The 11,877-nt window shown below is 33.9% G+C and carries 15 protein-coding genes; 3 read left to right on the forward strand and 12 right to left on the reverse strand.

Annotated elements, in window-relative coordinates:
- Positions 1-24: 24 nt before the first annotated feature.
- The 3 genes from MJG50_RS06655 to MJG50_RS06665 form a co-directional block, all read right to left on the reverse strand.
- Positions 25-2,397: a DNA internalization-related competence protein ComEC/Rec2 gene (locus MJG50_RS06655; RefSeq protein WP_240253889.1), complete on the reverse strand. Its 2,373-nt coding sequence runs from the start codon at positions 2,395-2,397 to the stop codon at positions 25-27.
- Positions 2,360-2,929: a ComE operon protein 2 gene (locus MJG50_RS06660; RefSeq protein ID WP_240253890.1), complete on the reverse strand. Its 570-nt coding sequence runs from the start codon at positions 2,927-2,929 to the stop codon at positions 2,360-2,362. The genes MJG50_RS06655 and MJG50_RS06660 overlap by 38 nt, the downstream gene beginning before the upstream one ends.
- Before the next feature lie 117 nt (positions 2,930-3,046).
- Positions 3,047-3,652 (reverse strand): helix-hairpin-helix domain-containing protein, encoded by a 606-nt coding sequence (locus tag MJG50_RS06665; protein WP_240253892.1) that lies wholly within the window; start codon positions 3,650-3,652, stop codon positions 3,047-3,049.
- A 116-nt stretch (positions 3,653-3,768) separates the two neighbouring features.
- Between MJG50_RS06665 and comER the strand changes: the two genes are divergently transcribed.
- Positions 3,769-4,602 (forward strand): late competence protein ComER, encoded by an 834-nt coding sequence (gene comER, locus MJG50_RS06670; RefSeq protein ID WP_240253893.1) that lies wholly within the window; start codon positions 3,769-3,771, stop codon positions 4,600-4,602.
- Positions 4,603-4,673: 71 nt separating this feature from the next.
- On the opposite strand, the gene MJG50_RS06675 is transcribed toward comER, so the two are convergent.
- From MJG50_RS06675 to MJG50_RS06710, 8 genes are read right to left on the reverse strand one after another with little or no spacing between them, the layout of a single operon-like run.
- Entirely contained in the window at positions 4,674-5,414 is a 741-nt protein-coding gene (locus tag MJG50_RS06675; protein WP_240253894.1) for a class I SAM-dependent DNA methyltransferase, read from the reverse strand.
- Positions 5,411-5,767, reverse strand: a complete 357-nt coding sequence (rsfS, locus tag MJG50_RS06680) for a ribosome silencing factor (RefSeq protein ID WP_240253895.1) — start codon at positions 5,765-5,767, stop codon at positions 5,411-5,413. Before rsfS ends, MJG50_RS06675 begins: the two co-directional genes overlap by 4 nt.
- The gene (yqeK, locus tag MJG50_RS06685) at positions 5,760-6,341 is read right to left on the reverse strand and encodes a bis(5'-nucleosyl)-tetraphosphatase (symmetrical) YqeK (RefSeq protein WP_240253896.1); all 582 of its coding nucleotides are present in this window, start codon (positions 6,339-6,341) and stop codon (positions 5,760-5,762) included. The genes rsfS and yqeK overlap by 8 nt, the downstream gene beginning before the upstream one ends.
- Positions 6,331-6,900 (reverse strand): nicotinate-nucleotide adenylyltransferase, encoded by a 570-nt coding sequence (locus MJG50_RS06690; RefSeq protein ID WP_240253897.1) that lies wholly within the window; start codon positions 6,898-6,900, stop codon positions 6,331-6,333. Before MJG50_RS06690 ends, yqeK begins: the two co-directional genes overlap by 11 nt.
- A gap of 34 nt (positions 6,901-6,934) precedes the next feature.
- Positions 6,935-7,237, reverse strand: coding sequence for a ribosome assembly RNA-binding protein YhbY (yhbY, locus tag MJG50_RS06695; protein WP_240253899.1), 303 nt, complete (start codon positions 7,235-7,237; stop codon positions 6,935-6,937).
- Positions 7,224-8,075, reverse strand: a complete 852-nt coding sequence (gene aroE, locus MJG50_RS06700; protein WP_240253900.1) for a shikimate dehydrogenase — start codon at positions 8,073-8,075, stop codon at positions 7,224-7,226. Before aroE ends, yhbY begins: the two co-directional genes overlap by 14 nt.
- Positions 8,076-8,087: 12 nt before the next feature.
- Positions 8,088-9,191 (reverse strand): ribosome biogenesis GTPase YqeH, encoded by a 1,104-nt coding sequence (gene yqeH, locus MJG50_RS06705; protein ID WP_240253925.1) that lies wholly within the window; start codon positions 9,189-9,191, stop codon positions 8,088-8,090.
- 9 nt (positions 9,192-9,200) lie between these two features.
- On the reverse strand, positions 9,201-9,716 hold the full coding sequence (locus tag MJG50_RS06710; protein ID WP_240253901.1) for a YqeG family HAD IIIA-type phosphatase: 516 nt from the start codon (positions 9,714-9,716) through the stop codon (positions 9,201-9,203).
- 439 nt (positions 9,717-10,155) lie between these two features.
- On the opposite strand from MJG50_RS06710, the gene MJG50_RS06715 reads away from it, so the two are divergent.
- Entirely contained in the window at positions 10,156-10,296 is a 141-nt protein-coding gene (locus tag MJG50_RS06715; protein WP_240253903.1) for a sporulation histidine kinase inhibitor Sda, read from the forward strand.
- A 49-nt stretch (positions 10,297-10,345) separates the two neighbouring features.
- Here MJG50_RS06715 and MJG50_RS06720 read toward each other — a convergent pair whose 3' ends face one another.
- Positions 10,346-11,128, reverse strand: coding sequence for a phosphatidylserine decarboxylase (locus MJG50_RS06720; RefSeq protein ID WP_240253904.1), 783 nt, complete (start codon positions 11,126-11,128; stop codon positions 10,346-10,348).
- A gap of 128 nt (positions 11,129-11,256) precedes the next feature.
- Here MJG50_RS06720 and pssA point away from each other — a divergent pair, with 128 nt between their 5' ends.
- A complete protein-coding gene (pssA, locus tag MJG50_RS06725) occupies positions 11,257-11,796 on the forward strand; it encodes a CDP-diacylglycerol--serine O-phosphatidyltransferase (RefSeq protein ID WP_240253905.1) in 540 nt (179 codons plus the stop codon).
- The last annotated feature ends 81 nt before the right edge of the window (positions 11,797-11,877 follow it).

The raw sequence follows: 11,877 nt of genomic DNA on the forward strand, positions 1-11,877 counted from the left end.
ATACAAATTATTTATATCATTATATTATGGAATACTTGTGTGAAAGGTTCCTTCTTTTTTAGTAAAGCGAAATTGAACAGCTCCATGCAAATCTGTTCGAAAAATCCTTATACCTCTTTGTTTAAGCTTTTCTATGACATCAGGATGTGGATGATTAAATCGATTATTTTTTCCGACTGGAATAATCGCGACCTGTGGTTTTAATTGGTCTAAGAAGGGATCTGTCGTTGATGTTTTACTGCCATGATGACCTACCTTTAATACATCTGTACGTAATCCTTTGAAAGTAGATATTAATGCTTTTTCACTGATCTCCTCCATATCACCAGTAAATAGCCATCTCAATCCACCAAACTGTGTATATAGTACAATTGAATTGTCATTTTCACTCATCTCTTTGCCTTTTGGTGATAATATGTGAAAGGAATACTCATCCTTTTTCCATTTATCACCCTGTTTTACGACATTAATTTGAACCCCTCTTTGCAATGCTATTTTTTTTAATTCTAGCTCAAGCGTTGAATCATTAAGACTTTTTCCAATCATGATTGAATCTAGCTCAATATTTTCTACAAGTGCCTTTGCCCCACCAATATGATCCAGATCTCCATGTGAAATGATTAATTTATCAAGTTGTCGAACACCCTTTGATTTTAAGAATGGTAAAATAATATCTTCTCCTGTTGAAAACTCAGTTCTCCTTATTCTCCACTTCTCTTTTTCAAATGGAATGCTTCCACCCGTATCAATTAAATAAATAGCTTTTCTAAATGGCAGCTCAATATAAATACTATCCCCTTGACCAACATCAAGTATTGTAACCTCTCCATACGGATTCAGGTAAGGAAGGAAAAGCTGCAGAACGATAATGACTGGGAATCCCAGTAAAGGCCATGAAAAAAATCTACTATGCTTTTCCCAATAATAAAGAAAATAAACAATAACAATAATATACATCATCATTAGTACAAGACCCGGCTTTCCTAACGTAAATGTAGATAAAGGTATCTGTGACGCATGAATAGCAATCTGATTAACGATATCCAATAGACTAGATAATACGTTAGCGAATATTACTCCCAAGGGTTCAAACACAATAAGTACTAGAACTGTAAATATTGAAAGGGGCAATATAAGAATAGAGTATAGTGGTACAAATACCATATTTAAAGGGAGACTTAGAATCGAAAACTCATAGAAATGAAATAATAGGATCGGGGTAGAGCACACTTGCGCTAGAAACGATACGGCAAATAATGAAGATAAAAAATGCTTATATTTTCTAAAAATCACCCCTGATGACAGGATTAATGAAAAGCTGATGATGAAAGATAACTGAAAGCCGATATTAAATAAAAAATAGGGATTATAAGCAAGCAAACCTATGCAGGTTAGACTGATGACATCAAGTAGGCTAATTTTGCCCCACCACTTTAAACTAGCGACACCTAGTAAACACATAGTACCCGAACGCAAAACAGAAGGAGAAGCACCAGCAATAATCATATACAAAGGAAGTAATAGTAATAGGAGATTAGCTGCCATTTGACGAGTTAATCCTACCCTTATACAAAAGAAAAAGAACATTCCAGTCATTAAACTTATGTGAAGCCCTGAGATAGCCAAAAGATGAACAATGCCTAACGATTGATAAGCATTCATTACTTCTTCTGAGATATTCTTTCTCTCGCCATAGATAAGCGCTTGAATAATTCCCGCATTGGCACCTGAAAAATAGGTTTGGATACTGTGAATGCCTTTTTCTCTAACATTTAAAAGATATTGTTGAGGAGATTTCTTTGTTGGTTGTACACATGCTTCAAGTGAGAGGTTTTTTGGTTCAAAAATCCAATGAATTTTCTGTTGATATAGATACTCTTGATAATTAAATGCTTCTGGATTCCTTGATTTTTCCGGATGAACAAGATTTCCAGAAAATGAGCACTCCATCCCCAATTGAAATGAGGTAGTAAGTAAGAGCTTTTCATTTTCTGTTTTCATTATATAGGATAAAAGGATTTTTTCATTCGATGTTGTGCGGAGGATTGCAGAAATTTTATCACCATTCATATCAGGGTTTGAGATGATTGAGGCTACTAATGTAGTTGTTGATTCGGGTAGGTTGGAATGATTGTCATGATCTATAAATAGAAACAACCCTGCAAACAATACAAAAGTCGATAAGCAAAGTAAGCGGATCACTTGATTATGGCGCCAGATAATAAAACAAAGTAGGAAAGCTGTTAAACAAATGCTTCCCCAGTGAAAGGAAGTATAAGGGACTATAATTCCAAGAATAGCAGAAATTGCCATAAAAATAAGTTTTCCTCTACTATAGTCCCAATACGTACTAAAGCTTTTATACATAGCTTGAAAATAATTTATTTGCTTGTTCATGTAATGCCGTGATTTCCTTTGCATCTGCACCAGCTTCAGTCAGCTTGATTAATAGGTCTGCAACAAACTGAATCTTTTCTTTCGTTTTTAAGTCAATTATCATTTCATCCAATTCCACTTGCTCCACTTTAACATCTGCTTGAGAATACAATTCCATTGCATATGGATGGTTTTTATAATCAATTGCATAATATACAACCTTGATTCCAGCTTGGATTATTGCTTTACAGCACTGCAAACAAGGGAAATGTGTCACGTAAATCTCGGCATTTTGCGTTGGCACCCCAAATTTTGCACATTGTAGAATGGCATTCATTTCTGCATGAATTGTTCTTACACAATGATTATCAATTACATAACAACCTTCATCAATACAGTGCGTTCCACCTGCAATAGAACCATTATATCCTCCTGCAATAATCCGTTTATCACGGACAATAGTTGCCCCAACAGCAAGACGTGTACAAGTGCTTCTTAATGCTAATAAATGGCTTTGTGCCATGAAGTATTGATCCCATTCAATTCTATTCAATTCATTTCACCATTCCTCTCTAAGTTGTTCAAAAAGTCCGGTAACCCTGCTTTTCGAACTCATATCATTCTACAAAATCTTACAATAATTTTATCGATTGAATTGAATGCCGTCAATTTAATTGATTTTTAATTGATCTTTTATTTTCTCAAATGATTTCTGGCCTATTCCACTTACCTGTAGTAAATCCTCTAATTGTTTGAATGGCCCATTTTCTTCTCGATATGAAAGGATTGCAGCTGCTTTCGAAGGACCGATACCTGTTAATGTTTGTAACTCCTCAGACGTCGCTTTATTAATAGAAATTTTGCCATCATTATTACTCCCCGATACAATCTGTTCAGGAGGAGTTACCTCACCGATGACAGGAACATAAATAACCATCTCATCTTCCAAAATTTGTGCAAGATTTACCTGTCTCTCATCTGCATCTTCTGTAAATCCTCCCGCAAGTTTAATTGCATCCTTTACCCTTTTTCCACTCATGATTTCAAATACTCCTCCATCATGAACTGCCCCCTTCACATCAACAAAGATTGATTTTTCAACCTCTTCTGTATCAACTGTTTCTTCGACGACCTCCTCAATTAATTGGTCTGTCATCACTATTTCTTGATCATTTTTCTCCACTTTTAAAAAAACTTGATAAATAATTGCGATTACTAGAAGAGAGATAACACAACCGCTTATGAAGACTTTCTTAGATTTTAATTTTTCTAGCATAATAAATTCTCATCCTTTCAATAAAAAATTTTCATAAAATTAAATCCTTAATACATATTTTTGTATGGGAAATCATATCGTGTTAGGAGAATAAGTTTGTGAAGGAGGGGACGAACTTGAACATAGGTATAATTGGTACAGGGAATATGGGGAATATATTAATAGAGGCTTTCATTGAATCAGATGCTGTTCCACCTTCAAATTTTACAATTACAAATCGGACAATACAGAAAGCTGAGACCATTAAAATTAACTACCCAACAATTAATGTTGTTTCGACAGGTGAAGAGGTTGTAACAAGTTCAGATTTAATTTTTATTTGTGTAAAGCCTTTGGAAATTTACCCCCTTTTACAAAGATTATCTTCATGCTTATCAATTAATAAATGCATCGTATCAATAACGAGCCCTGTATCAGTTGAGCAATTGGAATCAGTTGTGGATTGTCAGGTAGCAAGGGTCATCCCAAGCATTACAAACCGCGCATTATCAGGCGTTTCACTTTTCACTTTTGGTAACAGCTGTACACTTCAATATCGGGAATACCTCGAAGATTTATTTAAACAAATTTCAACTCCTGTCCAAATAGACAATGAAATTACGAGAGTAGCTTCAGATATTGTAAGCTGTGGACCAGCATTTTTTAGTTATTTATTACAGAAATTTATAAATGGAGCAGTAAATGAAACAAAAATTTCAGAAGAACAAGCAACTGTACTTGCAAGTGAAATGATAATCGGCATGGGAAAGCTACTTGAAAAGGAAATATTTACTTTACCTACACTTCAACAAAAGGTATGTGTCAAGGGTGGGGTAACAGGTGAGGGCATTAAAGCATTGGAAGAAAATATTGGCGATTTATTTGAAAAAATGTATCAAAATACACATAGCAAATATGATGAGGATATTTATGAAGTTAATAAACAATTTAATGAAACCTCTTCACGTTAATTTATATATTCGACATTACTCATCATTTCCCTTTAAAAATTTTTAGAAAATAGGCTTAGAAAATTCTAAGCCTATTTTTTCACTGTAAAGAAGATCCGTTCTGAATCATTTGTAATTGCAGATTCAAAATCTGCACTAATGTCTAGAATTTCAAAACCCTCATCTAATAGCCATTTTTTATATTGCTCAACAGGAAAAGTGCGTTGAAGATGATCTTCATCAAAACGTTGATAATCAGAATTATGATTATTTTTAACAAAAAATGATAGTTCATGTTCGACACTGTAAGGAAATGGACCTTGGTAGCAATTCCAAATAAAGCTTACATCTTCCTCATTACTTACGAATGTACCATCCAGAAATATTTGTTCTACCTTATATACTGAATGAACATCAAACATGAATAATCCGCCCTCTTGCAACAAATTATAAACATTACGAAAGGTCTTTTGTATTTCCTCTTCAGTTTGAAGATAATTTAACGAATCACAAAAGATTACTACGAGATCTAATGATGAAAGTCCTTCTATTTCAACCATGTTCTGTTGATAAAAATCAATTTTTACACCTGCTTCGATTGCCTTAGCATTTGCTACAACAAGCATATCCTCTGACAAGTCCACACCAACTACTTCGAATCCTTCATGTGCCAACCTGATTGACAGTTCTCCAGTGCCGCAAGCAAGATCAAGTATTCGCTTCATATTTTTATTATAGGTTAATGATTTTTCCTTAATAAATGTTATCCACGAATCATAGTTCACGTCTCTCATTAGATCATCATAGACATATGCAAATCTTGCATAACTCATTGGCTTAACACATCATGAATATTCTCTGTTGGTGCATCACCCCATAGACGTTCCAAATTATAATATGTCCGTTCATCTTTATGGAAGACATGGGCTATCACATCTCCAAGATCGACAAGAACCCATCTCGCTTCATCAAAACCTTCTAATTTCTTCACAGCAATTCCATGTTCATCAGCCTTATCTTTTATTTCACGGGCAATCGCTTGGACTTGTTTTTCAGAATTCCCATGACAAATTACAAAATAATCTGCAACTAAGGAAAGACCATTCATATTTAATGCTATTACATTTTCAGCCCTTTTATCATCTGCAGCTTTCACCGCGATTGTCATTATTTCTCTTTCATTCACCCTTTTTTTCCTCCTTTTTACCTAAAAGCAATGCATTATATGTCAAAACTGTATCTGGGTATACTGGTTGAGTCTTACCTAATAGAAACTGGATGGTATTTCTTAATGAAAGAATTAGCGCTGTATCCAAATCATACTTAGCAATTTCTCTAACCTCTTCTACGCCTGGAAAATGTCTCCCGGGTTCAATATAATCTGCTAAAAAAATAACCTTATCGAGAATAGACATATTCATTCTTCCGGAAGTATGATATTTTATTGCATTTAATACTTCATGATCATTAATTCCAACCTCTGTTTCAACAAGAAACGCACCGACTGGGGCATGCCAAAGCTCTGTATTATGCACTAATAAGTCTTGAGACATATTTTGTTCAATGATTATTTTTTTCATTTCCTCTTTCGGACGAAATTTTGCATAATCATGAAAAATAGCAGCTAATTCAGCCTTTTGTGGATCTGCACCATATTTGTTCGCTAGTTCAATGGCCGTTTCCATCACACCAATTGTATGCAAATATCGATGCTCAGTTAGTTGTTGTTTGACAATTCCAAGCGCCTTGTTACGATCCATATAAATGGTTCTCCTCTATATATTGTCTTACCTTTTCGGGTAGTAAATACATTGTATTTGCTTTTTCCTTAAGCCTTTTTCGAATCATCGACGAAGAAATATCGAATTGGGGAACATTAACCTCAACAATTGGAAATTGACTTGAAAATGAATAACCTGGCCTTTTCACACCAACAAATGTAACAAGCTCTAATAATTCTTCAATTTTATACCAATGAGGCAAATATTCTACCATATCCGCCCCAATTATAAAGTAAAATTTCGTATCTTTATATTTATCCGTTACAATTCTCATTGTATCAATCGTATAAGATGGGCCTTCTCTTTCCAATTCAATGGGTTGTACTTTAAATTTTGGTTGCCCTGCAATTGCAAGTGATAGTAGATTCATTCGATCTGAATTACTGATACGTATCTTTTGTTCCTTATGAGGTGGAATGTTATTTGGCATAAACCATACTTCAGCTAGATTTAATTCCGTTAACACTTCACTAGCAATCAACAAATGTCCATTATGGGGCGGATTGAACGTACCACCGATAATTCCAACACGATTCATTATGTTTTATATCCCTCCCACTTGCAACTACGCTTTACTTATTTGGTTTTGGTAATTCAATCTGCTTGTTTTCTTTTGACTGTTTATACAATACGATTGTATGCCCGATAATTTGAACAAGTTCCGCCTTTGCACCTTTACTTAAGGCCAATGCCACACTATCTTTATCATCATCACAATTTTGTAAAATACTAATTTTTATTAGCTCACGTGCTTCTAGTGCATCACTGATTTGTTTTATCATATTATCATTTACTCCACCTTTACCTACTTGAAAAATAGGATCAAGATGATGCGCCTTTGAACGTAAAAATCGCTTTTGTTTACCTGTTAGCATATTGTCCTCCTAGTATGTTTGTTACAGTTGTTTCCATTCTGTTTGTGTCTGGGAAAATTCCTGTCCATTTTTCAAAAGCAAGTGCGCCTTGATTAACGAACATGCCAATTCCATTTTGAGTAATTGCGCCTTTCTCTCTAGCATCAATTAGTATTTTTGTTTGTAAAGGATTATAAATTATATCACTTACAATCGATTGTGGCGATAAATGTTGTAAAGAAATTGGCAGTTCATCCACTTTTGGGGACATTCCAATTGAAGTTGTATTAATCATTACCCGATACTTCCCTAAATTCATTTCCGCATCTTTCATAGAGAGAGCTACCGAATTTACTTCATATTGACAATCACTAATAATCATTTCTGCCTTCTCTATCGTTCGATTTGCAATATCAATATTTTTAACTCCACTAGCAGCCAAAGAAATAAAAATTGCCCTTGCTGCTCCACCTGCACCAATTATGAGTACATTTGCATGTTGCAATGCACTCTGCTCAATAACTGTATGTAAAGAACGAATAAACCCATTACCATCTGTATTATAGCCAATAAGCTTGCCATCTTGATTAACAACTGTATTAACAGCACCAATATTAGCTGCTACCGCTTCAATCTCATCTAAGTATTCCATTACCTCTATTTTATGAGGTATTGTAATATTGCATCCAGAAATCTCCAATGCCCTTATCCCCTCAATAGCTTTCTTCACATTCCCTTTTTCAACATGAAAAGCATGGTATCTCGCGTGTATGTTATAAAAATTAAAAAGGTCATTATGCATTTGAGGCGACATTGAATGAGAAATCGGACTTCCTATTACACCATATATTTTTTCCATGCCATCCCCAACCTATATTAGTGATTTCCTTACAATAACACCAACGCCCTTTGGTACATGTGCGACAATTTTAGTATTCGGCTCGTTAATTGTTACCCAGCCCAGCCCTGAAAACACAACATCTGTTTTTGCTTCTTTAATCATAAATTCATGAGCAACTAATGGTGGAAACTCATCTAATTCATTTTTTCTTGGCGGATTTAATAATTCCCCTGCATGCTTATGATAAAGTTCATCTGCATTTTCTAATTTTGTACGATGAATATTCAATAAATTGGATAAATAGCATACAAATGATTGTCTGCCACCACTAATAAAGTCAAATCTAGCAAGTCCACCAAAATATAATGTCTGCTTTTCATTCAATTGAAACACTCTTGGTTTTATTTCCTTTTTTGGTGTAATAATCTTCAAATCATTACCAGAAACATAGTGAGCGATCTGATGATGATTGATGATTCCAGGTGTATCATATAATGAATTCTCTTCATCAAGTGGAATATCTATTAAATCAAGTGTTGTGCCTGGAAAATGAGAAGTTGTGATAACATCCTCTTCTTCTCCACTAAATTCTTTAATAAGACGGTTAATAAAAGTTGATTTCCCGACATTGGTACAACCAACAACATACACGTCTTTGCCATTTCGGTATTGTTCAATCGCTTCAGCAATTTCCTTAATACCATGACCTTTTTCCGCACTTATCAAAAAAACATCTATTGGCTTCAATCCAAGTTCCCTTGCAGATTCTTTCATCCAATTTACTAGCTTACGTTGCTTTAATGATTTCGGTAGTAGGTCTACTTTATTACCAACAAGTAATATATTGTTTTTTCCGACAAAACGGTGGAGTCCTGGCAACCAACTTCCATTGAAATCAAATATGTCAACAATTTTAACTACGAGTGCATCAGTTGAACCGATACCATTTAATATTTTCAGAAAATCATCATCAGTTAGAGATACATCTTGAATCTCATTATAATTTTTTAATTTAAAACAACGCTGACAAATAATTTTTTCCTTTTCTAACGCGGAAGGTGGTGCAAATCCAAGCTTTGTCTTGTCCTCTGTTTGGATTTCAACCCCACAACCAATACAAACTTCCTTATTCAATTCCACAACTTACTCCTCCCAATAAAGCATACCTTTACGCTTCATCCAAGATAAAATTCTTCTTTCAATTGTACGATTAAATTTCGTAATCACTCCGTCAGTTTGGGCAACTGGAACGACGAGGATTGTATGTAAACCACTTCTATTTCCTCCGAGAACATCTGTTAATAATTGGTCTCCAATGACAACAACTTCTTCTTTTTTTAAGTTCATCTCACGAACTGCCCTTTTAAAAGCAAGTGTCAATGGTTTTCTAGCTTCAAAAATAAAGGGTAATCCAAGTGGATCTGCAAAAGACTTCACCCTTTGTTCATTATTATTCGATACAATCATCACGACAATTCCATGTTTCCTTACTTCTTCAAACCATGTAACAAGCTCAGGGGTTGCATTTGGTCGATCCCATTCAACTAATGTATTATCCAGATCAGTAATAATACCCTTAACCCCACGCTCTTTAAGTTTATTTATGGATATATCATAAACACTCTTCTTATGCTCATTTGGCAAAAAATTCTTTAACACGAAAAACACCTCAAATTCTAATCAAATCGCCTAAGGCTTTCACACCTAGATTTTATTTATCCATCATATCATACCGAATTTCATAGTTTCTTACAAAAGAAACATGACAAATTTCGCTATAATTAATATCTTTTTTTTACGAAATAAAAAGTTTTCGACAAATGTCAGTATTTTTCAACACTTGTGGATAAACTTATGCACATTATACATATTGTTACATATAGATTCCCAGTATATATAAACAAATTACCCACAAGTTATCCACCGCTTACTGTGGATAACAGAACGATTGTTCTCTAGAATTTTTCATGATAGAGTAAGATTACTATCAAGATTCAACTTATAACTATATGACATCTTTTGGATAAATAGACTTACAACCCCTTAAATAAAATTTATTTTTCGGGAGGTGAATGCCATTCATATTGGCAGCCAAACTATGAAAAAATTGTCAGATGAATTGTTGATTGAATCTTATTTCAAGGCAAAAAAATTAAACCTTAGCCCTGATTTTATCCAACTAATAGAGACAGAAATAGAACGCCGATCTTTAGGTCAAAGAATCAAATTTATTTCATAGACTAGGGTCTAGTAAAGATAAGTAAAAGAGCCGAACTGGCTCTTTTTTTTTAATCTCGTAAATACCCTAAGACTTCCCCTACTCTAATATGAGGATCAGCTTTACTAATTGGATTTAATCTTAATTTGTCTTTTTCAAATAAAAGTATAACAGTTGAACCGAAAGAGAAATATGCCATTTCCTCCCCTTTCGTTAGGTGTTCTGACGTATGCGTTGTCTCAATACTATTTACAAACATTGCACCTACCTTAACAATTGCAATGTGTGCATCATCCACTTTTATTTCGGTAATTTTACGATAATTTTTAGAAAGTGGTGATTTACCATGCTTCAAACCTAAAGTGTTTACTGGATATGATTTTTTTCCAAGTACCCATTGTTTTGTAATAACTCCTGAAATTGGACTATGTATTCTATGATAATGACTAGGACTTAAATAAATAATAATAAAATCTCCACCGATATACTTAGTAAGTAAATCATTATCTCCTAGCATTTCTGCAATTGAATAATGCTTATCTTTTACAATGATTTCTTTAGCCTGGCTAATCTGCCCTGTTTCTGCGATAACTCCGTCTACAGGACTTATTACGCTTAATGTTTCATGATTAATAACCCTTTGGTCCTTTTTTAACTTTCTCGTGAAGAGCTCTTGCAATGTTCTCATTTCATTTAATTCTTTTTCCATTTCAGCTTGATTAATTTTGTATATTCTCACATAACTTGGAATAAGAATGGCACTTAATTTAGATTGTGAAAACTTTTTTAAAATGATTGATGATAGGCGATGATTGGTTAATTCGATAAAAAAACGATAGAACCATTTTTGCAAAGAAGATTCCCCCTTGTATCCCAATTACTCTTTACTATACATGAAAGAAGGCATAAAATAAGGTTACTATAGAAATAATCATATATTTTATTCCCTAAAAGAAACATGCTTACGAAAGGAGTGAACGGATGTTTTTATTAGATTATTTGGATTCAAGCATTAAGAAATTAAAAGCAAATACTGCAAATATTTTAACTTTATTTAATCTTAGTTTTGGTGGTTTTTCAATTCTTTTTGCATTGAAGAATGAATTGAAATTAAGTCTTTTATTAATTTTCATCGCTGCATTAGCAGATCGATTTGATGGAATTATCGCACGGAAATTTAATATCGAATCAGAACTAGGCAAACAATTAGATTCAATGAGTGATATTATATCATTTGGAGTAGCACCACCACTACTTTTATATCAAGGAATTTTATTCGAGTACGGAGCACCAGGAATGTTTTTCACTGTATTATACATTGGCTGTGGGGCATTCCGTCTTGCAAAATTCAATATTAGTGAAAGTAATGGGTATTTCACAGGATTGCCTATTACTGCTGCTGGTTGTTTATTAACATTGAGTTTTCTAGCAATTCCATATATTTCTTCGCAATCTTTTATTTTTCTTATTATTATCCTTTCTTTCCTAATGGTCAGTACATTTAAACTTAAAAAAGTGTAAAAAAAGGCACCTACTTGTAAGGTGCCTCAGATTGTCGACAAAAGGCACCGAGAGGAATCCCTCTCGGTGCCTTTTGTCATT

The sequence above is a fragment of the Fredinandcohnia quinoae genome (assembly GCF_022427965.1).
GTDB classification, from domain to species: domain Bacteria; phylum Bacillota; class Bacilli; order Bacillales; family Bacillaceae_L; genus Ferdinandcohnia; species Ferdinandcohnia quinoae.

What these genes read in the sequence shown, in the direction of transcription:
- pssA (WP_240253905.1), top strand. Translation starts at nt 11,257, where the DNA reads ATGTTTTTATTAGATTATTTGGATTCAAGCATTAAGAAATTAAAAGCA.
- MJG50_RS06690 (WP_240253897.1), bottom strand. Translation starts at nt 6,900, where the DNA reads ATGAATCGTGTTGGAATTATCGGTGGTACGTTCAATCCGCCCCATAAT.
- aroE (WP_240253900.1), bottom strand. Translation starts at nt 8,075, where the DNA reads ATGGAAAAAATATATGGTGTAATAGGAAGTCCGATTTCTCATTCAATG.
- MJG50_RS06665 (WP_240253892.1), bottom strand. Translation starts at nt 3,652, where the DNA reads ATGCTAGAAAAATTAAAATCTAAGAAAGTCTTCATAAGCGGTTGTGTT.
- MJG50_RS06675 (WP_240253894.1), bottom strand. Translation starts at nt 5,414, where the DNA reads ATGAGTTATGCAAGATTTGCATATGTCTATGATGATCTAATGAGAGAC.
- MJG50_RS06655 (WP_240253889.1), bottom strand. Translation starts at nt 2,397, where the DNA reads ATGAACAAGCAAATAAATTATTTTCAAGCTATGTATAAAAGCTTTAGT.
- yhbY (WP_240253899.1), bottom strand. Translation starts at nt 7,237, where the DNA reads ATGCTAACAGGTAAACAAAAGCGATTTTTACGTTCAAAGGCGCATCAT.
- MJG50_RS06715 (WP_240253903.1), top strand. Translation starts at nt 10,156, where the DNA reads ATGAAAAAATTGTCAGATGAATTGTTGATTGAATCTTATTTCAAGGCA.
- yqeK (WP_240253896.1), bottom strand. Translation starts at nt 6,341, where the DNA reads ATGGATCGTAACAAGGCGCTTGGAATTGTCAAACAACAACTAACTGAG.